The organism is Roseobacter cerasinus, assembly GCF_009811755.1.
GTDB classification, from domain to species: domain Bacteria; phylum Pseudomonadota; class Alphaproteobacteria; order Rhodobacterales; family Rhodobacteraceae; genus Roseobacter; species Roseobacter cerasinus.
Genome location: NZ_BLIV01000007.1, coordinates 231741 through 254994 on the forward strand (window position 1 = coordinate 231741; position 23254 = coordinate 254994).

The 23254-nt window shown below is 59.9% G+C and carries 20 protein-coding genes; 9 read left to right on the forward strand and 11 right to left on the reverse strand.

Features of this window, described 5'->3' with window-relative positions; all coding sequences use genetic code 11:
- The first annotated feature begins 20 nt into the window (after positions 1 to 20).
- The 4 genes from So717_RS17940 (at position 21) to So717_RS17955 (ending at position 5101) form a co-directional block, all read left to right on the forward strand.
- The gene (locus So717_RS17940; RefSeq protein ID WP_159979890.1) at positions 21 to 1607 is read left to right on the forward strand and encodes an ABC transporter substrate-binding protein; all 1587 of its coding nucleotides are present in this window, start codon (positions 21 to 23) and stop codon (positions 1605 to 1607) included.
- A gap of 73 nt (positions 1608 to 1680) precedes the next feature.
- The gene (locus tag So717_RS17945; protein WP_159979892.1) at positions 1681 to 2625 is read left to right on the forward strand and encodes an ABC transporter permease; all 945 of its coding nucleotides are present in this window, start codon (positions 1681 to 1683) and stop codon (positions 2623 to 2625) included.
- Positions 2625 to 3503, forward strand: a complete 879-nt coding sequence (locus So717_RS17950; RefSeq protein WP_159979894.1) for an ABC transporter permease — start codon at positions 2625 to 2627, stop codon at positions 3501 to 3503. Before So717_RS17945 ends, So717_RS17950 begins: the two co-directional genes overlap by 1 nt.
- Positions 3503 to 5101 (forward strand): ABC transporter ATP-binding protein, encoded by a 1599-nt coding sequence (locus So717_RS17955; protein WP_159979896.1) that lies wholly within the window; start codon positions 3503 to 3505, stop codon positions 5099 to 5101. The genes So717_RS17950 and So717_RS17955 overlap by 1 nt, the downstream gene beginning before the upstream one ends.
- 741 nt (positions 5102 to 5842) lie before the next feature.
- Here So717_RS17955 and So717_RS17960 read toward each other — a convergent pair.
- From So717_RS17960 to So717_RS18005, 10 genes are all read right to left on the reverse strand, one after another.
- Complete coding sequence (locus So717_RS17960) at positions 5843 to 6460, reverse strand: LysE family translocator (RefSeq protein WP_159979898.1); 618 nt, start codon at positions 6458 to 6460, stop codon at positions 5843 to 5845.
- Positions 6461 to 7003: 543 nt separating this feature from the next.
- The gene (locus So717_RS17965) at positions 7004 to 7339 is read right to left on the reverse strand and encodes a cupin domain-containing protein (RefSeq protein WP_159979900.1); all 336 of its coding nucleotides are present in this window, start codon (positions 7337 to 7339) and stop codon (positions 7004 to 7006) included.
- Entirely contained in the window at positions 7332 to 8000 is a 669-nt protein-coding gene (locus So717_RS17970) for a cysteine hydrolase family protein (protein ID WP_202981919.1), read from the reverse strand. The genes So717_RS17965 and So717_RS17970 overlap by 8 nt, the downstream gene beginning before the upstream one ends.
- Entirely contained in the window at positions 7997 to 9502 is a 1506-nt protein-coding gene (locus So717_RS17975; RefSeq protein WP_159979902.1) for an ABC transporter ATP-binding protein, read from the reverse strand. Before So717_RS17975 ends, So717_RS17970 begins: the two co-directional genes overlap by 4 nt.
- Positions 9502 to 10179 carry a biuret amidohydrolase gene (gene biuH, locus So717_RS17980; protein WP_159979904.1) on the reverse strand — a complete coding sequence of 226 codons (678 nt, stop codon included), beginning with the start codon at positions 10177 to 10179 and terminating at the stop codon, positions 9502 to 9504. The genes So717_RS17975 and biuH overlap by 1 nt, the downstream gene beginning before the upstream one ends.
- Positions 10176 to 11192 carry a formamidase gene (locus So717_RS17985; RefSeq protein WP_159979906.1) on the reverse strand — a complete coding sequence of 339 codons (1017 nt, stop codon included), beginning with the start codon at positions 11190 to 11192 and terminating at the stop codon, positions 10176 to 10178. The genes biuH and So717_RS17985 overlap by 4 nt, the downstream gene beginning before the upstream one ends.
- A 10-nt stretch (positions 11193 to 11202) precedes the next feature.
- Complete coding sequence (locus So717_RS17990; protein ID WP_159979908.1) at positions 11203 to 12126, reverse strand: ABC transporter permease; 924 nt, start codon at positions 12124 to 12126, stop codon at positions 11203 to 11205.
- A complete protein-coding gene (locus tag So717_RS17995; RefSeq protein WP_159979910.1) occupies positions 12123 to 13223 on the reverse strand; it encodes an ABC transporter permease in 1101 nt (366 codons plus the stop codon). The genes So717_RS17990 and So717_RS17995 overlap by 4 nt, the downstream gene beginning before the upstream one ends.
- A 4-nt stretch (positions 13224 to 13227) precedes the next feature.
- Positions 13228 to 14334 carry a BMP family ABC transporter substrate-binding protein gene (locus So717_RS18000; protein ID WP_159979912.1) on the reverse strand — a complete coding sequence of 369 codons (1107 nt, stop codon included), beginning with the start codon at positions 14332 to 14334 and terminating at the stop codon, positions 13228 to 13230.
- Positions 14335 to 14454: 120 nt separating this feature from the next.
- Positions 14455 to 15354 (reverse strand): LysR family transcriptional regulator, encoded by a 900-nt coding sequence (locus So717_RS18005; protein WP_159979914.1) that lies wholly within the window; start codon positions 15352 to 15354, stop codon positions 14455 to 14457.
- Between the two features lie 139 nt (positions 15355 to 15493).
- On the opposite strand from So717_RS18005, the gene atzF reads away from it, so the two are divergent.
- The 5 genes from atzF to So717_RS18030 are packed head-to-tail and all read left to right on the forward strand — an operon-like array spanning position 15494 to position 22465.
- Positions 15494 to 17293, forward strand: coding sequence for an allophanate hydrolase (gene atzF / locus So717_RS18010; RefSeq protein WP_159979916.1), 1800 nt, complete (start codon positions 15494 to 15496; stop codon positions 17291 to 17293).
- Between the two features lie 45 nt (positions 17294 to 17338).
- Positions 17339 to 18940: an ABC transporter substrate-binding protein gene (locus So717_RS18015; RefSeq protein WP_159979918.1), complete on the forward strand. Its 1602-nt coding sequence runs from the start codon at positions 17339 to 17341 to the stop codon at positions 18938 to 18940.
- A gap of 1 nt (position 18941) precedes the next feature.
- Positions 18942 to 19967: an ABC transporter permease gene (locus So717_RS18020; RefSeq protein WP_159979920.1), complete on the forward strand. Its 1026-nt coding sequence runs from the start codon at positions 18942 to 18944 to the stop codon at positions 19965 to 19967.
- Entirely contained in the window at positions 19964 to 20827 is an 864-nt protein-coding gene (locus So717_RS18025; RefSeq protein ID WP_159979922.1) for an ABC transporter permease, read from the forward strand. The genes So717_RS18020 and So717_RS18025 overlap by 4 nt, the downstream gene beginning before the upstream one ends.
- Positions 20828 to 22465 (forward strand): dipeptide ABC transporter ATP-binding protein, encoded by a 1638-nt coding sequence (locus tag So717_RS18030; protein WP_159979924.1) that lies wholly within the window; start codon positions 20828 to 20830, stop codon positions 22463 to 22465. It begins immediately after the preceding gene.
- On the opposite strand, the gene So717_RS18035 is transcribed toward So717_RS18030, so the two are convergent.
- Complete coding sequence (locus So717_RS18035; RefSeq protein WP_159979926.1) at positions 22462 to 23250, reverse strand: MBL fold metallo-hydrolase; 789 nt, start codon at positions 23248 to 23250, stop codon at positions 22462 to 22464. The genes So717_RS18030 and So717_RS18035 overlap by 4 nt on opposite strands.
- Positions 23251 to 23254: the final 4 nt, after the last annotated feature.

Here is a 23254-nt window from a genome sequence, read left to right on the forward strand (position 1 = left end):
AGACCAAGAGGGAGACGAAGATGTTTGGATGGATGACGCGGCGCAGTCTGCTGGCGACTTTGCTGGCCGGGCCACTGGCGCTGGGGGCGTTGCCGGGTGTGGCGCAGGCCGAGACGACGCTGCGGGTGATTCCACATGCGGATCTGAAAAATCTCGATCCGATCTGGACCACCGCTTATATCACCCGCAACCACGGCTACATGATCTACGACACGCTGTTTGCGATGAACGAAAACTTCGAGCCGCAGCCGCAGATGGTCGATACCTGGGAAACCTCCGAGGATGGTCTGACCTGGACATTTGTGCTGCGTGACGGGCTGACGTTCCACGATGGTGCGCCGGTCACGGCGACGGATGTGGTGGCCTCGCTGGAGCGCTGGGGTAAACGCGATGGTATGGGCCAACAGCTCTTTGCCAACACCGCGAGCCTTGAGGCGCAGGACGACAAGACAGTGGTGCTGACGCTGGCCAATGACTATGGGCTGGTGCTGGAGAGCATCGGCAAGATCTCTTCCAACGTGCCCTTCATCATGCCCGCCCGCGTTGCGGCGACCGACCCTTTTGAGCAAATCACAGACTTCACCGGTTCAGGGCCGTTTGTGTTCCAGGCGGATGAATGGGTGCCGGGCAGCACGGTGGTTTACACCAAGTTTGACGACTACGTGCCGCGTGAAGAGCCCGTTTCTGCCGCATCGGGTGGCAAGGTGGCCAAGGTCGACAAGGTTGTCTGGACCTACTTCCCCGATCAGACCACAGCGATGAACGCGCTGATGGCAGGCGAAGTGGATTTCTTTGAGCAGCCCGCCAATGATCTTGCACCGCTCTTGGAGGCGAACCCGGATATCACCGTCGAGGTGAACGACCCGCTGGGCAACATCGGCTTTGCCCGTTTCAACCACCTGTTGCCGCCCTTCGACAATGCGGATGTGCGCCGTGCGGCGATCATGGCGATGAAGCAGGAAGACTACATGGCTGCGGCTGTGGGGGATCCGAAGTTCTGGAAAACCTGCTATTCGGTCTTCCCTTGTGGCACCCCGCTCGACAATGATGTGGGTTCCGAAGTGATCGCCAAGGGGGACATCGATGCGGCCAAGGCGGCCCTGGCCGAGACCGGCTATGATGGCACGCCCGTTGTGATCATGCAGCCGACCGACATCCCGATCCTCTCCGCTTTCTCGCTGGTCACAGCGGAAAAGTTGCGCAACGTGGGCTTTGAGGTCGACGTGCAGGCGATGGACTGGTCGACGCTGACGTCACGCCGCGCCTCGCGTGATCCGGTGGCCGATGGCGGCTGGAACATGTTCCACACCTGGTGGATTGGTGCGGATGTGATTGACCCGATGGCCATCGCCTTCTCCGGTAACCCGGATGCGGGATGGTTCGGCTGGGCCGAGGATGCCGCCCTCGAAGAGGCGCGCGCCGCCTTCGCGGTTGCGGGCAGCGAAGACGAGAAAAAGCAGGTCGCCCAGACAGTGCAGGACCGCCTGTGGTCCATTGGTGCGTCCGGCCAGTTGGGGCAGTTCTTCAACCCCGTGGCCTATCGCAGCAACGTAAAAGGTCTGATCAAATCCCCGGTACAGTTCTTCTGGAACATCTCGATCGAGTGATCTGACATGTTTTGCCCGGCGCGGTTTTGGGCTGCGCCGGATGTGAAAGTTTTCCGACAATCGCGGAGGCGCCATGACGCGCTACATCACCATGCGTGTGCTCTCGACCATTCCGGTCATGGTGCTCGTGGCTTTGTTTGTGTTCCTGATGCTGCGGCTGGCGCCGGGTGACCCAGCCTCCGTGATCGCGGGCGACTATGCCACTGCGGAAGACGTGGCGCGCATTCGCGAACAGTTGGGCTTGTCGGACCCTATCGTCGTGCAGTTCCTGCGCTGGGTCGGCGCGCTGATCCAAGGGGATCTGGGCACCTCTATCTTCTCCGGCAAGCCCGTGACCGAACTGATTGGTCAGCGTATTGAACCCACCATCCTGTTGGCGCTCACGACCATCATCTTCGCCGTTGTCGTGGCCGTGCCTCTGGGCACCATCGCCGCCTTTCGCGCGGGCTCACTGCTCGACCGAGTGGTGATGCTGTTTTCGGTCAGCGGGTTTTCCGTGCCCGTCTTCGTGCTGGGCTATATCCTCATTTACACATTCTCCATGTCGCTGAAGATCCTACCGGTGCAGGGGTACAAATCGCCCCTTGTGGAAGGGTTTGGCCCGTTTCTTTACCACATCACGCTGCCGACAGTGACGCTGTCGGTGATCTTCATCGCTCTGATTGCGCGGATGACCCGCGCGTCCGTCATCGAAGTGTTGGAGGAAGACTACATCCGCACCGCCCGCGCCAAGGGGCAGTCGGAGCTAACCATCCTGATGCGCCACGCGCTGCGCAACGCCGCCGTACCGGTGGTGACCGTGATCGGCATCGGGATTGCGCTGCTGATCGGCGGGGTGGTGGTGACCGAAAGCGTGTTCAACATCCCCGGCCTGGGGCGACTGGTGCTCGATGCGGTGCTGGCGCGCGACTACCCGATCATCCAGGGTCTGATCCTGTTCTTCAGTTTCATCTATATCTTCATCAACCTGATGATCGACCTCAGCTATACGCTGCTTGACCCGAGGATCCGCTACTGATGACTGACGCAACCCTTCCGGCAGCACCCGCCGAGACATCGAAGGACATCAGCCTCATCCGCCACGCGCTGCGCAATCGCGGGGTGTTCTGGGGCGGCGTGGTCCTGTTGCTGATCGCGGCCTTCGCCATTGTCGGCCCGTTCTTTGTGGCAGACCCCACGGCACTGAACCCGATCAACCGTCTGAAACCGCCCGGAAGCGCGGGGCTCTTTGGCACCGACATGCTGGGGCGTGACGTCTATTCCCGCGTCGTGAACGGCGCGCAGATCTCGCTGGTGGTGGGGCTGTCGGTCGCGGTGATTGCCGTGGCGCTGGGGCTCTTCCTGGGGTTGATCGCGGGCTACATCCGGTTGATGGACGCGCTGATCATGCGGCTGATGGATGGTCTGATGTCGATCCCCGCGATCCTGCTGGCGATTGCGCTCATCTCGCTCTCTGGTGCCACGCTCGCCACGGTGGTTGTGGCCATCGTCATCCCTGAAATCCCGCGCGTGGTGCGGCTGGTGCGCTCTGTCGTGCTGACTGTCCGCGAGGAGCCTTATGTGGAAGCGGCGATTTCGGCCGGCACCAAGGTGCCCACGATCCTCATGCGCCACGTGCTGCCCAACACCATCGCGCCGCTAATCGTGCAGGCGACATATATTTGCGGCTCGGCCATGTTGACGGAGTCCATCCTCGGCTTTCTGGGCGCGGGCATCCCGCCGGAAATCCCGTCCTGGGGCAACATCATGTCCGAAGGGCGCACCTTCTTCCAACTGACCCCGTGGATCATCTTCTTCCCCGGCGTCTGCCTCGCGCTGACGGTGCTGGCAGTGAACGTGGTGGGCGACGGGCTGCGCGACACGCTCGATCCGCGCATTGCCAAGGCGATGCGGTAATGGCGGTTCTGGAGGTCACAGGGCTGACCGTAGAGCTGCCCCCAAGCGCTGACCGTCCCTATGCGGTCGAAGACATCACCCTGCATGTGAATGCAGGCGAGATCCTCTGCATCGTCGGCGAAAGCGGGTCAGGCAAATCTGTCACAGCCTTCTCGGTCATGGGGTTGGCGGACAAGCGCGCGCTGACGCCTGTGGCGGGCACCATCACGCTGGAAGGCGAGGATTTGCTGACCGCCAGCGACCAACGCCTGCGCAAACTGCGCGGCGAGAAGATGGCGATGATTTTTCAGGAGCCGATGACCGCGCTGAACCCGGTGCTGAGGGTGGGCGATCAGATCGGCGAGATGCTGGAGATCCACACCGACCTCTCCGCATCGGCGCGTAAGGCCAAGGTCATCGAGGCCATGCGGGACGTCAGCCTGCCGGACCCGGAGAAGATGTACCGCTCCTATCCGCACCAGCTTTCGGGCGGGCAGCGGCAGCGGATCATGATCGCCATGGCGCTGACGCTGGAGCCCCAGCTGCTAATTGCAGACGAGCCGACAACTGCGCTCGATGTGACCACGCAGGCGCAGATCCTCAAGCTGATCAAGGATATCCAGCGGCGCAAGGGAATGGGCGTGATGTTCATCACCCATGACTTTGGTGTGGTGGCCGAGATTGCCGACCGCGTGGCGGTGATGAAGCATGGCCGTATCGTGGAGCAGGGCACCGTGGCCGAGGTGCTGGGCGCGCCGAAGGATCCCTATACCCAGAAATTGATTGCGGCAGTGCCGTCGATGACGCCGCCTGAACGCCCCGAGGCCCAAGGTTCTGTGGCGTTGCAGACGCAGGCCCTCGTGAAGACATATGGGCAGCAGGGCCTCTTTGGCTCGGGCCGCGTTGTCAGGGCGGCGCAAGAGGTGGACCTGACTGTGCGGCGGGGCGAAACGCTGGGGATCGTGGGCGAAAGCGGCTCCGGCAAATCCACCGTTGCGCGTTGCGTCATGCGATTGATCGATCCGACCTCGGGTGCGATCCTGATCGACGGCGAGAACATCGCGTCCTTGCGCGAAGGCCAATTGCGTCCGCACCGCCGCGATATCCAGATCGTGTTCCAGGATCCCTATCGCTCGCTCAACCCGCGCCGGACCGTGGGGCAGAGCATCATCGAAGGGCCCGTGAATTTCGGGCTGGCCGTTCCCGAGGCGAAGGCTCGCGCTGCGGAGCTGATGAAGGTCGTCGGGCTCTCTTCAGATGCGCTGGAACGCTTCCCGCATCAATTCTCCGGCGGGCAACGCCAGCGCATCTGCATCGCGCGCGCGCTGGCGATGGAGCCTGCTATCCTGATTGCGGATGAGGCGGTCTCGGCGCTTGATGTCTCGGTGCAGGCTCAGGTGCTGGACCTTTTGGACGATGTGCGCGAGCGGTTCGACCTGGCCATGCTGTTCATCACCCATGATCTGCGGGTTGCAGCCCAGATATGTGACCGGATCATGGTGATGAACAAGGGAGAGGTCGTCGAAACGGGCCACACCGCACAGGTCTACGCCGACCCGCAGCACGCCTACACCCGCGCATTGCTTGCCGCGGCGCCGGGAACAGGGCCGGGGACCTGAGTTACCCACCACGACTGTGGCGACGGTGGATAGAAAAGGGCCGTCATCTCGCAGTCGTTGGAGCAGAAAAAGGCTCCAGCGCCCCGCTTCTTGCTGTGTAAGACAGAGCTTGCAACGTCAGATACAGGATCACTTTTGCCCCGCTCTGCAATTGTTAAGAGATGATCGTACACGAACTCCATGCCCCGGACGTTGTTGGCGCGCAAAACGCCAGTACGGTCTTGCGGAAGCCCTGTCGTTCCCCGTCTCTTGGTAGATTTGTGTCGCAGTTGCAGACACATCTCTTTGTAAAGGCGAAGATCTTCTGAGTCTTCGCACCCCGACCCTCATGCAACGGAATATGCTGTGCCGAAGGCGTCCTTCCTCTTACAGAAGGCAATTCGTCACGAAGCTGCTGCGAGCCTCGGCGATGGCAACCCATCTGTGGTCGCAATTTCACGTTGCGAAGTGTCGGAGGAGTGATGCGCCTCGCCGAAGACTATCTTACCGACAATGGGAGCGAATCTTTAGGCCGAGACCAATGACACCAGAGATGCCGCCTTTTTGGGTCGCATTTTAGCGATTAAGGTCTGCTTCGGAGAAGCTGCGGTGCAGCATCTTTAGTTCAAGTCAAGGGAAGCAAAGGGCTTATCCTCGATGTGTTATCGCACCACGCGACAGTGGATGCGGCGGCGCCTCCGAGGTCGGCACCGATCAAGACGCGGACTTTGCTATCTTTCGCTGCGGCAGTACGGATGACCGCTATTGTCGCGTCGGTTGTGGACTAACCAACAACAACACTCCGAACACAAACATCGTGACCCCCGATACGCGTTGCATCACTGGCAGCTTTCCAGAAGCAAAGCGGGACGCAAAGTGACCTGCAGACGCGTATGCGAAGATCGCAACAGCTTCCATGGTTAGAAACGCAAAGCCGAGTGCCGCATAGCTCTGCCAGTAGCTATTCAAATCGACAAACTGCGGGAAAAATGCGGCAAATATCAGGATCGCTTTGGGGTTGCTCAGCGCAACTAAACCTTCTGCTCTGAAAGCTCTGCCGAGCGACGAGGTGGATGTTCTCCCCATCTCAACATCTATGGTCTGAGCGCTCCGCCAAAGAGCTACGCCCAACCAAATTAGATATGCAGCTCCTACGATCTTAACAAAGGTGAAGAGCGTCGCTGACGCGGTCAAGACAACGCCTAGTCCCAACGCACTGACAACAATCATCGGCACAAAAACCAAGAGCCTACCAAACGCAGCCCTTTGGGCAAAAAGAACGCCGGCCCGTGAGCCATGGGTCATCGCGAGAAGGTTATTCGGACCAAAAGCAAGGTTGAGCGCGAAGCAAGCAGGAATGAAAATTAGCCAGTCAATCATGTTGGATCGCTATCCCGGGTTTGCTTAAGTTCTCGTCAGATCAACTCAGATAGATTTTTCGAAGAAGACTCGATTGAACCCGCTTTCTGTTCGTCTTTCGATCTCTCGATACCCCAGATCAGGATAGATGGACAGGTTTTCTGCCATCTTTTCGTCGTATAGAGTTTGTCTCCTCAGTTGGAGAACAGGCTAACCTTAAAGCGAGGATAGTTCAGGGGAGAAGGTCACCGCCTCAGGTTCCATTTTGCATCGCATGGTAGGTCCTTAACTTGGGCATTTGTTTTTACGGAAAGACGCCAAATCGAGACTGTGCTTTCGCCCCAGCTTGCCCCTTCTGTTCAGGAACAATACGTCAATGTTCTCGCGACAAGAATTTCATTGACGGTTTATTCAGTTAGGTGACAACGCCGCGAAAAATGAAGTGATTGTTGCGCAGGTGGCGGGCCTGACGGCAATCAAACTCTCTCGAAGAACATCGGTTTTCTTTTGTATAGTCCAAAATGTTTTGAAGCCATTTTTCTTTGTCGCGCAACTTCCGGATGGTTAGTCTAAGAACGCCACGGTTTTGCTCCAGTGGAGAAGCACAACGCAACCATCGTTGCTCCAAACCCGGTGGCTGCTGTTCTTAGGGTTAATCACGATATCACCAGCGCTGTAGGTCCCATGTTCGTCAGATTGGGAACCGTCGAGCACGAGGATCAATTCAGCGTCGACGTGACAATGGCGCGGCACCGCAGCGCCAGGGCTATAGCGCAATACGGCGATGCCGGGTTCACCTTCCAACAGCCAAGAGATTTCGATGCCTTCGCGAAAAGGCGTGAAGGTCAGGTCGCGCCACCCGCCCGTCAGCAAGTCAGAGATATGGACAGGCTCATCCATTGAGCGCACCGGTGATCTCTGCGGTTGGGGTCGCCCACCCGACGATCCCCCCTTGGGCAACAATCATCTCAATTGCAGCAGTTTTGAAGTCTGGAAAATAGCTCGCCGTCGCGTCTGTCGCGATCAGGCAGTCAAACCCGCGATCGTTGGCCTCGCGCATTGAGGTTTGCACGCACACCTCTGTCGTGACACCTGCGAAGATCAACTGTTTGATCCCATTGCCCTGCAAATGGCTCATCAAATCTGTGGCGTAGAACGCGCCTTTGCCAGGTTTGTCGACGACTTTCTCACCGGGATATGGCGCGAGCGCGGGCACAATCTCGGCACCGGGCTCTCCGGCGACAAGGACCCGGCCCATTGGGCCTTCGTCGCCGATCCGCAGTGTGGGTGCGCCGCGATCACGCTTGGCATCAGGCAGATCCGACAGGTCGGGTTTGTGGCATTCACGCGTGTGAATGACGGGCAATCCCGCTGCGCGAAACGCGCTTAAGAGCGTGGCGACAGTGGGCACGATTGACCCTAATTGCGACACGTCATTGCCCAAGCTTTCGCCAAAGCCGCCCGGTTCGATAAAGTCCCGCTGCATGTCGATGACGATCAATGCCAGCATTTCGCGTTGAAAGGGAAAATCGAAGGGATCGGCCTGGATCACTGGCATCATGCGTGCCCGGCCATGTAGACGCCGATTTCCGAGCGCGTGATGCTGCTCGTCGCCCCTTGAAAGGTGATTTGCCCGTCCCGGATTGTTGCCAGACGGTCCGAAAGCTCCATGATCTCGTCCAAATCTTCACTGATCAACAGAATCGCAACGCCGCGATTGCGGGCCGCGATCAATCGTTCACGGATGGCCGCGACCGCGTTGAAATCCAGCCCAAAGCATGGGTTTGCAACAATCAACAGGTCCACATCGCCGCTCAGTTCGCGGGCCAGCACAGTGCGCTGCACATTGCCGCCCGACAGCGCTGAAATCGGACTATGCGCGGAGGTGGTTTTGATGTTGTAGCCGATGATTTGCGCCTCGGCGGCGCGTTCCATTGCGCGACGGTCCTGCCAAAGCCTTGGACCGGATGTTCCCATGTCAAAGTCACGAAAGGCAAGGTTTTCAGCGACGCTCATGCTCGGGGCTGCCGCGTTTTTCAGAGGTTCTTCGGGCAGGTAGCGCACTTTGTGGTCGCGCGCTTCTTGGCGCGTGGCCGAGTAGGCGGCACCTTTGACGTTGATGTTCCCGGCGGTCAGCGGGCGTTGGCCGGTCAGCATTTCCATCAACTCGGTCTGTCCGTTGCCCGATATCCCGGCAAGGCCCACAATCTCGCCCGAGTGAACGGTGAGATCGTCAATCCGAATATGGGACGTACCGGAGCGAGAGCGCGCCTGGACGCCCCGCACCACCAGAACGGGGCGTTTTTCCGTCTCCTGACGGTGGGGCGCGCGTGGTGTCGCAGCGTCGCCCATCATCATATGCGCCAGTGCATCGTTGGACAGCCTGGACACCGCCCCACCCCCGACCATACGGCCGCGTCTCAAAATGGTGACATCGTCGGCATAGGCGCGGACTTCGCGGAACTTGTGGGTGATCAGCAGCACCGAAATCTCGCCCGACATGCAAAGCGCGCGGATGTGGCTCAGCATCTCATCCGCCTCATCCGGGGTCAGCACTGAGGTCGGCTCGTCCAGGATCAAGAAACGGTTGCCGAGGTAAAGCTGTTTCACGATCTCCAGCTTTTGCTTTTCGCCCGCCGACAGGCGGCTGACCGGTTGGTCCAGTTCCGGCTGAAAGGGCAGCCTGGTCAGAAACTCCGCGATTTGCGCGCGCTCAGCAGACCAATTGATGACGCGTGGCGCATCTGCACGGCTGATCACCAGGTTCTCGGCCCCTGTCAGCGATGGCACAAGCGTGAAATGCTGGTAGACCATCCCAAGGCCGAGCCGTTGCGCGTCAATCGGGTCGGCGATCCGCGCCTCTCGCCCGTTGACCAAAAGCCCGCCTTCGGTCGCGTGGTAAAAGCCCATGATGCACTTGACCAAGGTCGATTTGCCCGCACCGTTTTCACCCAAAAGCGCATGCACAGTCCCGGGCCGCACGGTCATCGACACAGCGTCCAACGCGGTGAATGCGCCAAAGCGCATTGTCATGCCGACGGTTTCGACCTGCAGCGCCTCCATCAGGCCAGCCCGGTGATCAGGCTTTGACTGTCAGAGACCGCGCCAAAGACGCCGCCCTGCATCGTTACCATCTTTATGGCGGCATCATGGTTGCCCTTGTCGGTGGCACCGCAGCAATCTTCTAGCACGACGCACTCAAAGCCACGATCATTGGCTTCGCGCATGGTGGTTGAGACACAGACATCCGTGGTGATCCCGCAGATGGCAAGGTTCTCGATCCCGCGTGTGCGCAGGATCATCTCAAGGTCAGTGGCGCAAAAGCTGCCTTTGCCCGGTTTGTCGATGATCACCTCGCCCGGTTCGGGATAAAGTTCTGGTATGATGTCCCAGCCCTGCTCGCCCCGCACCAAGATCTTGCCACAGGGACCCGGATCGCCAATGCCTGCGCCAATCTGTTGGCTGCGCCAGCGCTTGTTTGCGGGCAAGTCTGACAGGTCGGGCCGGTGGCCTTCGCGGGTGTGGATGATGTGATAGCCCTTGGCGCGCATGGTCTTGAGCACCGCTTTGATGGGTTCAATCGGCGCTTGCGTCATCGACAGGTCATAACCCATCGCATCCACATACCCACCCTTGCCGCAGAAATCCGTCTGCATGTCGATGATCACAAGGGCGGTGTTTTCCGGCCTGAGATCACCGTTATAGGGCCAGGCGTAGGGACGGCTTTGGATGGTGGTCATTCAGCAGCCTCTTTGCTGGGCTGACCAAAGAGGCGTGTGGGCGCGGGAAAGCCGAAGCCGGTGCCGTCGGTCACCTTGACCTCATCCTCCCACGGCAGGCGGTACTGACCTGCTGCGAGGTCGGTCATGTAGGTGTAGGGACAATCCTGCGCGCCGCCTTTGACGGCAACATAGCCGCGATGCCCGAACTGGTAGATGTTGTTCTCGACCCCCCAGCCAGCGCGCGCCTCTCGGATCAGGTCGGGGCGCAGTTCGGCCGTGATGATCTCATCGGCCCGACCAGAGGTGCCATGGGCGATGATCGACCCGTCGAAGTCGACGATCATGCCTTCGCCCATGCTGTCAAACGTCCCGTCAGAGCCGCACATGCAAACATTTGCCGTGGCCATCAGATTGCAGAACGCATTGGACTGATTGGTGAACTTCCAACTGTCGCGGATGGGGGCAGTGTAGCCTGCAGTACGGATCATGATCTCCGCCCCCTTATAGGCGCATTCGCGCGCCATCTCGGGGAACATGCCGTCATGGCAGATGATGAGCGCGATCTTGGACCCGTTTGGTCCGTCACAGACCGGGATGCCCTGATCTCCTGGCTCCCACGGCTCCACCGGCACCCAGGGGTGCATTTTGCGGTAGTAGAGTTGGATCTCACCTTCATCATCGATGATGAGCCCGGAATTGTAGGGCATGCCGCCGGGGTTCAATTCCATAATGGAAAAGCAGCCCCAGATTTTGTGTTCCACGCACGCGGCCTTGAACGCGGCAACCTCGGGGCCATCAAGGCTGCACATGATCTTGGGGTTGATGTCCATCGACAGGCCGTGCAGCGCGTATTCCGGGAAGACGACCAGATCCATCGTGCCCATATTGCGCCGGGCCTTGCCCACCATATCCACGATCTTTTGCGTCTGCGCGGCGAGGTCGTCTGAGGTTACGATCGTTGGCAATTGCAGCTGCACCATCCCGATGACGACGCCGTTTTCCGATTTGTTCAAACCACCCAAGCCGTTCATGGTGTGCCTCCTATTTTGTGATGGACAATTCCCCCGGCGCGCCCTCTTGCGCTTTTCCGGGGGTCGAGGTGAGGATCAGCAGCGCCAGCGTCAAAACATAAGGTGCCGCAAAAAAGAGGTAGTAGCCCGAGGTCACGCCCACGGTTTGCAGCGCCGGCCCAATCGCGCCTGCAGCGCCGAAAAGAAGGGCTGCCGCGAGGCACATCACCGGGTTCCAGCGGGCAAAGATCACCAGCGCTACGGCCATCAGTCCTTGGCCGGATGAGATGCCTTCGTTCCAACTGCCGGGATAATAGAGCGACAGATACGCCCCGCCGATCCCGGCCAAGGCACCGCCCGCTGCGGTAGACCACAGGCGGATGCCATCGGGATTCACGCCAATGGCACGGGCGGCTTCGGTGCTGTCACCCACGACGCGGATGCGCAGGCCAAGGGCTGCGTTTTTGAAAAACCATGCCATGGCAAAGGCCAGCACCACGCCCACAACAAACAGCGCGTTGATCTGCAGGGCCGCCTGAACCTGCGGGATGTCTGACCACCACCCAAAGGGAATAGCCGGCAGGTCCGGTGCAATGGGCTGGACATAGGATTTGCCGAAAAAGAAGGCGAGGCCAATTCCAAGCAGCATCAGCGCGATGCCCATGGCGATGTCATTGACCCCCCTGAACCGGCAGATCCAGCCGTGAAACAGGCCGAAGACCGCACCTGCGATGGCGGCCGCCAGCACACCGACCCAGGGCGAGCCCGTCTCGAAGGCGATGGCATAGCCTGCCATTGCGCCAAAGACCAACGTACCTTCGAGCCCGAGGTTGATGCGCCCCGAACGCTCCGTCAGGCATTCGCCGAGCGACACAAAAAGGAACGGGGTCGAAACGCGGATCGCGCCGCCCAGCATTGCGATGGGTACGGCCCAAAGGCCCAGATCTTCGCTCATCTCGGGTCCTCCCACAGCTCGGGCCGGAAGAATTTGATCCGCCCGTAAAGGGTCTCGGACAAAAGAAGCATCACGAAAACGATGCCCTGCATCACGAGGATTGTGGCGTCGGGCAAGTCCATCCGCCTTTGGATCAGGCCAGACGATGCCTCAAACCCGGCAAGCAGGATTGCGACCGGGATGATAGCCAACGGGTTGTGACGGGCGAGAAAGGCCACCAGGATGCCCGTATAGCCATAGCCCACCACCAGAGACGCGTTGGCTGATCCGTGGATCGCAGCGACCTCAAAAAAACCGGCCAGACCGGCCATCGCACCGCCAAGTGTGGTGAATCCAACGATCAGCTTCGCCACCGGCAGGCCCTGGACTTGAGCGGCGCGCACATTGTCACCCGCGATCCGAGCGGCGAAACCGATGGTCGTCCGGTCGGTCAATACCCAGCAGAGCACGCAAGCAATGGTCCCCACGCCAAAGCCCCAATGCACTTCGATCCCGATGGGCATGTTGCCGACGCGCAGCGCATCAGCGAGAGGGGCTGTCGATGGCTTGTTCAAACTGGCCGGGTCGCGAAACATGCCTTCGACCAGGTGGTTCATCAGCGCAATCGCGATATAGGCCATCAACAGCGACGCGATGGTTTCATTCACACCGCGTTTGATCCGTAACAGCCCGACCAAGCCGATCCAAAGACCACCCACGGCCATCGCCGCAAAGGCCATGGCAGGCAGTCCCACAACGCCCGGCAGGCTGGCAAGCCATACGCCCGTGACGGCGGCCGCCAAACCGCCCAGAGCGATGGCCCCTTCGCCCCCAATCACCACGAGGCCGAGGCGTGCGGGCAGCGCGACGCAGAGCCCGGCAAAAAGCAGCGGGGCCACCCGTGACAATGTGTTCTTCCAGGAAAACGCCGTGCCAAAGGCGGCCTTGAACACCAAGGAAAAGAACTCGATCGGTGAATTCCCGAGCGCCAGCAAGAACAGCGAAAATACCGCGAGCCCCGCAATGAGAGCTGCCACCGGGATTGCCACCGCCTCAAGCCGGGGCAGCCAAATGGCCAGCCCCGGTAATGTCGGTACCCGTGTCGCGGTACTGTCCATGGCGTTAGCTGGTCGAGCCGATCACGCCCTCGACGAGGTAGTCCATGCTTTCCAGGGCGATGTCGTCCTCAACAAAGCTCTGTCCCGCAGCCGCGATCACGTTGCCCGCGTTGTCCTTCAGCGGGCCTTTGATGGCAGCAAATCCACCTGCCATGATCTTGGCCTTGGTGGCGTCGTATTGCTTGCGGGCCGCGTCTGAGACCGCAGGGCCAAGCGGGCTCATCTTGATGAAGCCATCTGCCAGTCCACCACGCACAAAGTTGTCGATTGTGCCGCCTTCCATCGCGGTTTTGACCATCCCGGTATAGACCCCGGCCCAGTTCCACTCGGCCCCGGTCAGGTATTTTTCGGGCGCGAGCGGCGATTGGTTGGCGTGGTAGCCACAGATGAGCGCGTCCCGTGCCGCAGCGGTTTCCATCACGACCTTGGGCCCATCCACATGGCAGGTGATGACGTCGCAGCCCTGGTCTGCCAAGGCGTTCGTGGCCTCCGCCTCTTTGACGGCGAGCGACCATTCGCCAGTGAAAATGACCTGACAGGTGATCTCAGGATCGACCTGACGCGCGCCCAACAGGAACGAATTGATGTTTAGCAGTACCTGCGGGATGGGCTTGGCCGCGACAAAGCCGATCTTTTTCGTCTTGGTTGCGTGACCTGCGGTGATGCCGTTGAGGTACTGGCCCATGCCGATATAGCCAAAGTAGCTTCCGACATTGGTCGGGTGTTTGTCGGCGGACCACAGACCCGCGGCGTGCTGGAACCGCACACCTTCGTGCTTGGGCGCGATATCGAGGATATGCGGGTCGAAATAGCCAAATGAGGTAGGAAACAGCAGCTTCACCCCATCAAAATTGATCATGGATTCCATTGAGCTTTGGACATCGACAGTTTCAGGCACGTTTTCCTCTTCGACCACTTTAACGCCGTCCATCGCTTTGACAGCCGCCGCACCCTCTGCGTGGGCCTGGTTGTAGCCAAAGTCATCTTTGGGCCCGACATAGATAAAGCCCACAGTCAGCTCGTCCGCCGCCAGTGCGGTTTGCGGCAAAAGAGAGGTGGCAGCCACAGCGCCTGTTGAGGCCAGGAGCGTACGGCGTGAAATACGTGTCATGTTTTGAAACCCCCATATTGAGCGCCGGACATGGGCGCGGCATTGTGCACAAAGTCTAGGACGGGGGTGCGGTGCTGACTTCTGCTCAAATTTCCCCGGATCGATGCATTTTTTGCACCACTACTCCAGGCGCTGCAGCGACTGGACCAGTTGCTGGGCAAAGCGCGCAGATGCGACGGGTAACACGCGCCCGCGCAATTGCCCCAAGAGCAGGTTGCCATGCGGCACCTCGGGAGCGGCCAGTGGGCGCGAGACGAGGTTGGTTGCGCCCGACAGATCAAGGCCAATCGGGAATTGGAAACTGATCATATCCTCCCATTGTCCGTAGTGGCGCATGAAGTCGAAACTTTCGGATTCGATCATCGGGTTAAGCGAAATGGAGGACAGCCGCCGCGACGCGGTCTCAAGGATGTTGCGCACGGCGAATTTGCTCGATGGTGCTGTGTGTGGGTGGCGCAGGCAATCACGCAGCCGCACCTCGGGTTGCTCAGCCAATGGGTGATCCGCGCGCATGACCGCATGAATGGGTTGCGCGATGGCAAAGACCACTTCGAAATCCACCATGGTTTGCGGCTCAAAGACCAGGGCCAGATCACTGGAAAATTCGGCCAATTCACGCTCGGCCTCGACCCTGTCACGGGCATTGACCGAGAAGGTCACACCTGGATGGTCTTCGCGGTATTGAGCGATTTGATGCGGCAGGAAATAGGGCAAGAGCGCCTGAGAACAGGCGACCGAAACGTGGCCGCGTCGCACCCCCGACAGGTCTGCAACCTGCGAGCGCAGGCGCGCAAACTCGGACCCTTGGCTGCGGATGAACTGCAACAGCATCTCACCTGCCGGGTTCAGACGGACACCGCGCGGCAGGCGTTCGAATATCTCATAGCCGAACTCATCCTCAAACCGGTTGATCCGCCGGTTGAGCGCTGAGGCGGTGATGTGCATGTCTTCGGCGGCCTTGCGGATGGACCCTGCGCGGATCACCCCTTCGATGAATTCGTAGTCTTTGAGGTGTCGCATCTGCGCCTTTCCGAGCGGTGCAAAAAACGCACCGGTTTTGTGAAAACATAGCATTTGTGTAATCGGCCCCGTCACCCGACCGTTGAAAGAACCAACAACTGGGGGTCTGAACGATGCCGCGATTGACGCGATCTTTGGCATGAGTGCTGCAATTCCACTCACTTTGGACGCGCTGCGGTCTGCCTATGCCCAAGGGACATCTCCCGTCGAGGTGGTGGCCCAGGTCTATGACCGAATCGACGCGGTAGCCGATCCCGGCATTTTCATCACTCTGTTTGACCGCGCACAGGTCGAAGCGGCTGCCCATGCGTTGGGAGCATACGACCCGAACCTGCCGCTTTGGGGTGTGCCCTTTGCGATCAAGGACAACATGGATGTCGCAGGCGAAGTCACAACGGCGGGGTGCCCGGACTTTGCCTATACCGCTGAGGCCACATCCACCGTGGTGCAAAACCTCTTGGATGCGGGCGCGCTTCTGATCGGTAAGACCAACCTCGATCAATTCGCAACCGGTCTTGTTGGGGTACGTACACCCTATGGCGCGCCGTTGAATTCGATTGATCCCGACATTGTACCGGGCGGCTCGTCCGGTGGATCCGGTGTTGCTGTCGGCCATGGCATCGTCACCTTCGCTTTGGGCACCGATACGGCAGGGTCGGGCCGGGTGCCGGCCGCCTTGAACAACATTGTCGGGCTGAAGCCAACACTTGGGTCGCTGTCTGCCACTGGGCTGGTGCCAGCTTGCCGAACCCTCGACACGATCTCGGTTTTTGCGCTCACGGTCGCGGATGCCTACGCGGCCTTTGGCGTTGCGGCCTCATATGATGCCGCCGACAGCTATTCGCGCGCCATTGGCATTGCCCCCCTTGCGCAACCAGCCCCGTACCCGGTGATCGCGATCCCGTCCCCGGACAGTATCCGCTTCGAAGGGGACACAGCGCAGGCTGCATCCTTTGCGTCCGTCATCGAAGCGCTGCAGGAACAAGGCGCTGTGATCCGTGAGATCGACTTTTCAGCCCTCTATGACGTGGCCGAAATGCTCTATTACGGCCCGTGGGTGGCCGAACGCTATGCCGCCACCGAAGCGTTGATGACCACAAACCCGGATGCGCTATTCCCGGTGACACGCAAGATCATCAGCGGGGCAGAGGCGCTGACGGCCGTTGATGCGTTCAAGGGGCTCTACCGTCTCAAAGATCTGATCCGCAAAGCGGAACCGCTGATTGACGGCTGCGACGCGCTGTGTGTGCCGACGATCCCGACCTTTTTTACTGTCGCGGAGCTGGAGGCTGACCCAATTGGGCCGAACAACAAGCTGGGGACGTATACCAATTTCGTGAATTTGATGGATATGTGCGGCATCGCAGTTCCGGCACCGCCGCGCAGTGATGGCCGCCCTGGAAGTGTCACGTTTCTGGCAAGCGCGGGCGAAGACGCCAAGGTCGCGTCGCTGGCGACACGCGTGGAGGCCATGGGCACCAGAACCCTGGGCGCAACGGATTGGGCGAGACCTGCTGCCCCGGTCCTGGCCGCACCTTGTTCCAGCGCGATCCAGATTGCAGTGTGCGGCGCCCATATGGACGGTCTTCCGCTAAACGAACACCTGACAAGTCGCGGAGCCATCAAGGTCAAAACGACCAGGACGGCTGCGGATTATGGCTTTTATGCGTTGCCCAGTGACGACGTGGCGCGCCCTGCATTGGTGCGCCACGCGACCGAGCAGGGCGCTGAGGTCAGCCTCGAGATCTGGGAAATGCCCGAGGCGCAATTCGGCAGTTTCATGAAAACCATCCCCGCGCCCTTGGGCATAGGCACCATCAAGCTGGTCGATGGGTCTACGGTTCAAGGGTTCCTCTGCGAAGCGGTCGCCATTGATGGCGCCACAGACATCACCGACCTCGCCGATTGGCGAGCATATATTGCGCAATCGCGCACATAAATCCGCGGCCCACCGAAACGGCTGCCCGCCAACAGGAGAAGACGCATGACAAAGATAAACCGCCGATCCCTACTGGCCGCCGGGGCCGCCAGCGCTTCGATGCTGCCGTTCCTGCGCGCCATGCCGGCCCATGCGGCTGGTGATGACGTGATGGTCGCGGTCAACGGTCAGACAATCAACAGCCTTGATCTGCACCGCACGGGCACCAACCGTCCCAGCTATCAGGTCGCGATCAACTGCTATGACCGGCTGGTATCATTCGGGACCAAACCTTCGTCTGGTGGTGGCTTGGAGTTTGATTATTCTAAGGTCGAACCGGAACTTGCCGAAAGCTGGACCGTTTCGGACGATGGGTTGATCCTGACATTCACCTTGCGCGATGCCACGTTTCAGGATGGCAGCCCGGTGACGGCAGAGGACGTCAAATGGTCTTTTGATCGCGCGGTTTCTTTGGGCGGGTTCCCGGCAGTGCAGATGAAAGCGGGAGGGTTTACCCGGCCCGATCAATTTGTGGCCGTTGACGCCAAGACGTTCCAAATTACGCTGGATTTCGCCTCCAAACTGGCGATCCCCGACCTTGCGGTGCCGATCCCCTTTGTCATCAACTCCAAGGTGGCCATCGCGAACGCCACCGAAGAGGACCCGTGGGCGACCGAGTATTTACACCAGAACACCATCGGTTCGGGCGCGTACAAGGCTGCGCGTTGGGTCCCTGGCGAGCAACTCGTCTATGAGCGCTACGATAACTGGGCCAGCGGTCCGCTGCCTGCCTACAAGCGCGTGGTCATCCGCGAAGTGCCATCGGCAGCCACACGGCGCGCTTTAATCGAAAAGGGTGATGTGCAGCTGTCCTTCAACATCCCCAGCAAGGACGCCGCTGAGTTGGCGGAGACCCTGACCGTGAACTCCACTCCGATTGCCAATGCGATCAATTGCATCGGGCTCAATACCAAATTTGAGCCGTTCCAGGACAGCGACGTGCGCAAGGCCGTGGCCTATGCCATTCCCTACAAGGCGATCTTTGAGGCGGCGGCCTTTGGCCGGGGCAACCCGCTTTGGGGTGAAGAGACCGAGCGGTCCGACATCGCGTGGCCGCGCAAAACGGGCTATTTCGAAGATCTGGAGAAGGCCAAGGAGCATCTGGCCAAATCCGCTTATCCCGATGGGTTCGAGGTGCCGTTTTCGATCAGCTTGAATCAGGTGGATTGGATGGAGCCCACAGCACTCTTGCTGCAGGAAAACCTCGCCAAGATCGGCATTACCGTCACCATCGACAAGATCCCCGGCGCCAACTGGCGGACCGCCTCGCTGGTGGAAAAACGTCTGGCGTTCCACCTCGAAGGGTTCGGCGGCTGGCTGGATACGCCGGATTACTACTTCTTTTGGGCCTACAAGGACGGGCATCTCTTTAACTCATCGAACTATCGCAACGAAGAGATCGAGACACTGGTCGACACGACGCTCCACATTCCAGTCGATGATCCGGCATATGAGGGCAACATCAAACGCATGTTTGAGATTGCGCTGGATGAACTGCCCCGCATTCCGCTCTGGCAGCCAGCGCTGAACGTGGCCCTGAACGGTTCAAAAGACTACGAGTTCTGGTTCCACCGCCAGCTCGACGTCCGCCCGATCAAGCCCGCCTGACATGGCAAGCCGTGCGCGCATAGTCGGCGGACGGCTTTTGCAGGCCATCCCGGTTGTAATCGGGGTGGTCATCATCACCTTTGTACTGACACGTGCGCTGCCAGGGGATCCGGCGGCGTATTTTGCGGGCGACGCGGCGGATGAGGCCTCGATCCAGCAAGTGCGCGAGGCGCTAGGGCTCGACAAGTCGATGCCGGAGCAATTCCTGCGTTATGTGGGCGATCTGTTGCGTGGGGATCTTGGTACGAGCCTCTCCACCGGCCAGTCAGTGCTGGACGACCTTGCGCGCCGCCTGCCTGCGTCGCTGGAACTGACGCTCACCGCACTGATCCTGTCCTGCATAGTTGCCATCCCTCTTGGCGTGATGGCCGCCACCGCGCCGGGGTCGTGGAAGGACCATCTGTGCCGGGTGTTTGTCACGGCAGGCGTATCGCTCCCGACCTTTTTCACAGGCATCCTGCTGATCTACATTTTTTACTTTGTGCTGGAGCTTGCGCCGGCCCCGCTTGGGCGGTTGGATTTTATCTTTATCGAACCCGATCCTGTCACTGGGTTTTACCTTATCGACAGCGCCATGGCCCGCGATTGGGAAACGTTTTGGGGCGCTGCGAAACAGCTGGTCCTCCCGGCCTGCACCATGGCGCTTTTTACCCTCGCGCCCATCGCCCGAATGACACGCGCAGCGATGCTGGCGGCCCTGTCATCGGATTACATCCGCACGGCCCGCGCCGCCGGTTTGGCCCGCCGCACGGTGCTGATGCGCTATGCGTTTCGCAACGCCATGCTGCCGGTGGTCACGACGCTGGGGATGGTCTTTTCTTTCGCATTGGGGGCGAATGTTCTGGTGGAAAAAGTCTTTGCCTGGCCGGGCATCGGATCCTATGCGGTCGATGCGCTGGTGGCCTCTGACTATGCGGCCGTTCAGGGGTTTGTCCTGACAATGGCGCTGCTCTTTGTGGCGCTGAACCTTTTGATTGACCTGGCCTATGCCGCCATAGACCCGCGCATCGGGTTCGACGGCGCATGAGCGACACGAGCGCCCCGACAAACAGGTTTCTCGCCCACACGCTGTTTGTGATGCGCCAGAACCCTGTGACGATGCTCGCCTTTGGCCTGCTGGGGTTTTTGATCCTATGCGCTGTCTTTGGCCCTGCGCTGGCGCCCTATGATCCGCTCGCGTCCGAGGGCGCGATCTTGCAGCCGCCCAGTGCGGCTCATTGGTTTGGCACCGATCAGTTGGGCCGCGATGTCTTTTCGCGCGTGATCGTGGCCACGCGGTTGGACCTCGTGATCTCGGTTGGGGCGGTGGCGCTGTCCTTCGTGGCCGGGTCCATCCTGGGGTCGATCGCTGGATACTGGGGCGGATGGTATGATGCGGTGGTGAGCCGTGGCCTCGACATCATCATGGCCTTCCCGCTTTTTGTGCTGGCCATGGGAATTGTCGCAGCTCTGGGCAATACGGTCGAGAATGTGATCTATGCCACCGCTGTCATCAACACGCCGTTTTACGCGCGCGTGGTCCGGGCGGAGGTGAACATTCGGCGCGAAGCGGGCTTCGTTCAGGCGGCCAAACTGGCCGGCAATTCTGATCTGCGGGTCCTGGCGCTGCATATCTTTCCCAACGCGCTGCCGCCAATGATGGTGCAGGTCTCGCTCAACCTCGGCTGGGCGGTTCTGAACGCTGCGGGGCTGAGTTTTATCGGGCTGGGGGTACGTCCGCCAACACCGGAATGGGGAATTATGGTGGCCGAAGGAGCCGGATTCATTATCTCGGGCGAATGGTGGTTGGCGCTCTTCCCTGGTCTCTGGCTGATGCTGGCGGTCTTTACGTTCAACCTTTTGGGTGACGGGCTGCGCGATATTGTCGACCCCAAGCAGCGGCGCTAGATGCTCGAAATCCGCGACCTCCACGTCACGTTTGAGACACGCAACGGCGCAGTCGACGCGGTGCGCGGCGTCGATCTGGATCTGGCCAAGGGCGAGACCTTGGGTCTGGTGGGCGAAAGTGGGTCGGGCAAGTCGGTCACAGCCTTTAGCATCCTGCGCATTCTGGATAGCGGTGGTCAGATCGCCTCGGGCACGCTGACCTATGACGGGATTGATTTGTCGCAGGCGAATGAGGCAGCGCTGAATGATCTGCGTGGGCGCGAGATTTCAATGATCTTTCAAAACCCGCGCGCGGCCCTCAACCCGATCCGCAAAATTGGTCATCAGATCGAAGACGTCTTGCGCCGCCACGCCCGCGCGACACGGTACGACGCGCGCCAAAAGGCGATTGCCGCTTTGCAAGAGGTTAAGATCCATGACGCTGAGGCGCGTTATCACGCTTATCCGTTCGAGCTGTCGGGCGGGATGTGCCAACGGGTGGTGATCGCCATCGCATTGGCTTGTCAGCCCAGACTGCTGATCGCGGATGAGCCGACGACGGGCCTTGATGTGACCACGCAGAAATCGGTGATGGACCTGGTCCGGCAATTGTCCATCGCGCGTAAGATGAGCGTGATCCTGATCACCCATGATCTGGGTCTCGCTGGTGAATATTGTGACCAGCTGGTGGTGATGAAGGACGGTCAGCTGGTGGAACAGGGCGCACCTGCGACGCTGACGCAGACGCCGCAGCACAGCTATACCCGCCGTTTGGTGGCTGCGACCCCCTTGCCCGGCAAGGCGATACATGACCTCATTGAGGACGGCACACCCCATGATACGCCCCAGATCAGCCAAGAAACGGGGCTATCGGTGCGCAATCTGGAGATGACCTTTGCGGGTAAGAATGGGCCGGTCCATGCGCTCAAAGGCATCAGTTTTGATCTCAAATGGGGCGGTGCACTGGGGCTTGTGGGCGAAAGCGGGTCTGGAAAGTCGACCGCGTCGTCCATCATCGCGCGTCTGCTGGATCCAACCGGCGGCGAGGTTCTGTTCGACGGTGCCTCGATTACGGCGACCCCGGCGCGCGCCTTTGTAAAGGACCCGCGGCGGTCGGCCATTCAGATGGTGTTCCAGGACGCCACCGACAGCCTCAACCCACGTCACAGCGCAAGGCAGGCTATTGCCGAACCTCTGAAGCGGCTGACAAAACTTGGCCGGTCTGACCGCATGGCACGGGTGTTTGAACTGGCCGAAAAGGTCGGACTGCCCGCCCCACTGCTGGACCGTTTGCCCCACCAATTGTCCGGGGGTCAAAAAGCACGGGTCGGCATTGCGCGTGCCCTCGCACTTGAGCCGAAGCTTTTGATCCTGGATGAGCCGACCGCCGCGCTTGATGTGTCGATCCAGGCGCGGGTGCTGAATTTGTTGGCCGACCTACGGGAGAGTATGGGGTTGACCTATCTCTTTGTCAGCCATGATCTGGCCGTCGTGAAACTGCTGTGCGACGAGGTGGTGGTGCTGCGACAGGGGCAGATCGAAGAGGCGGGGCCCGCCGAGGACGTGTTGAGATCGCCTAAGGCTGACTATACCAAGGCTTTGCTGCGCGGTGCCAGGTGGGCGTCCCTTATGGACGACGTAACACCTGTGACCTTTTAGGCCGCGTCCCACAGCGCTTCGTAATGAGCGATGATCTCGAGCATGCGCGCGCGGTCAAAACTGGGGTCATGCCCGCCATGAATTGTCGTTGCAGGCAGGGATTTCAACAGATCAAAGGTTGCGCGATAGTCATCGACGCTCATCCCCGGCCCCTCGTAAATTAGCGGCCCGTCATAGATCGCGTCCGCTGCAAATAGAATGCCCGTCTTCTCTTCGAAGAGGCCAATGCCACCGGGCGAGTGACCGGGCAGATGCAGCACTTGATAGACGTGATTGCCCAGATCCACGTGATCACCATGGCTCAGCAGCCCGGTCGCTGGCGCCCCGTGCAAGCGGTAGTTTTCGGGGTCGTAGCCTTCATATGGCAGCGCTTCGATCAGTGTCTCACCAATCGGGGGATAACCGGCATCGAGAAAGGTTTGCAGAAGCCGCTCGGGCATGTCCCGGCGAAAGAGTGAATTCAGTCCAGAAGGATGCGCCATCTCATCGGCCTCAGCGGGGTGGACCAGCCGTATATCAAACTCATGCACCGCACCGATGTGATCGATATGGGTGTGGGATGAGACGCACATGATCTCTTTGCCCGGATCTTTGCGCAGGCTGTCGAGATAGGGCCGAAACGGGATCACGCCCATCCCTGTGTCCAGGATCATGTCCCGTTCGGACCCTTCGACGAGCCACATATTGGCTTGTTCGAGAACGTGAATATGCGGCTCGATGATAAGGGTCGTGTCGGCGTCGACTTTGGTGGCTTGAAACCACTGATCTGCAATAGGAAGGGTCATGTGT

What these genes read in the sequence shown, in the direction of transcription:
- So717_RS17965 (WP_159979900.1), bottom strand. Translation starts at nt 7,339, where the DNA reads ATGGATGAGCCTGTCCATATCTCTGACTTGCTGACGGGCGGGTGGCGC.
- So717_RS17950 (WP_159979894.1), top strand. Translation starts at nt 2,625, where the DNA reads ATGACTGACGCAACCCTTCCGGCAGCACCCGCCGAGACATCGAAGGAC.
- atzF (WP_159979916.1), top strand. Translation starts at nt 15,494, where the DNA reads ATGAGTGCTGCAATTCCACTCACTTTGGACGCGCTGCGGTCTGCCTAT.
- So717_RS17975 (WP_159979902.1), bottom strand. Translation starts at nt 9,502, where the DNA reads ATGGAGGCGCTGCAGGTCGAAACCGTCGGCATGACAATGCGCTTTGGC.
- So717_RS17990 (WP_159979908.1), bottom strand. Translation starts at nt 12,126, where the DNA reads ATGAGCGAAGATCTGGGCCTTTGGGCCGTACCCATCGCAATGCTGGGC.
- So717_RS18015 (WP_159979918.1), top strand. Translation starts at nt 17,339, where the DNA reads ATGACAAAGATAAACCGCCGATCCCTACTGGCCGCCGGGGCCGCCAGC.
- biuH (WP_159979904.1), bottom strand. Translation starts at nt 10,179, where the DNA reads ATGACCACCATCCAAAGCCGTCCCTACGCCTGGCCCTATAACGGTGAT.
- So717_RS17940 (WP_159979890.1), top strand. Translation starts at nt 21, where the DNA reads ATGTTTGGATGGATGACGCGGCGCAGTCTGCTGGCGACTTTGCTGGCC.
- So717_RS18025 (WP_159979922.1), top strand. Translation starts at nt 19,964, where the DNA reads ATGAGCGACACGAGCGCCCCGACAAACAGGTTTCTCGCCCACACGCTG.
- So717_RS18020 (WP_159979920.1), top strand. Translation starts at nt 18,942, where the DNA reads ATGGCAAGCCGTGCGCGCATAGTCGGCGGACGGCTTTTGCAGGCCATC.
- So717_RS17970 (WP_202981919.1), bottom strand. Translation starts at nt 8,000, where the DNA reads ATGATGCCAGTGATCCAGGCCGATCCCTTCGATTTTCCCTTTCAACGC.
- So717_RS17945 (WP_159979892.1), top strand. Translation starts at nt 1,681, where the DNA reads ATGACGCGCTACATCACCATGCGTGTGCTCTCGACCATTCCGGTCATG.
- So717_RS18005 (WP_159979914.1), bottom strand. Translation starts at nt 15,354, where the DNA reads ATGCGACACCTCAAAGACTACGAATTCATCGAAGGGGTGATCCGCGCA.
- So717_RS17995 (WP_159979910.1), bottom strand. Translation starts at nt 13,223, where the DNA reads ATGGACAGTACCGCGACACGGGTACCGACATTACCGGGGCTGGCCATT.
- So717_RS17985 (WP_159979906.1), bottom strand. Translation starts at nt 11,192, where the DNA reads ATGAACGGCTTGGGTGGTTTGAACAAATCGGAAAACGGCGTCGTCATC.
- So717_RS18030 (WP_159979924.1), top strand. Translation starts at nt 20,828, where the DNA reads ATGCTCGAAATCCGCGACCTCCACGTCACGTTTGAGACACGCAACGGC.
- So717_RS17955 (WP_159979896.1), top strand. Translation starts at nt 3,503, where the DNA reads ATGGCGGTTCTGGAGGTCACAGGGCTGACCGTAGAGCTGCCCCCAAGC.
- So717_RS18000 (WP_159979912.1), bottom strand. Translation starts at nt 14,334, where the DNA reads ATGACACGTATTTCACGCCGTACGCTCCTGGCCTCAACAGGCGCTGTG.
- So717_RS17960 (WP_159979898.1), bottom strand. Translation starts at nt 6,460, where the DNA reads ATGATTGACTGGCTAATTTTCATTCCTGCTTGCTTCGCGCTCAACCTT.
- So717_RS18035 (WP_159979926.1), bottom strand. Translation starts at nt 23,250, where the DNA reads ATGACCCTTCCTATTGCAGATCAGTGGTTTCAAGCCACCAAAGTCGAC.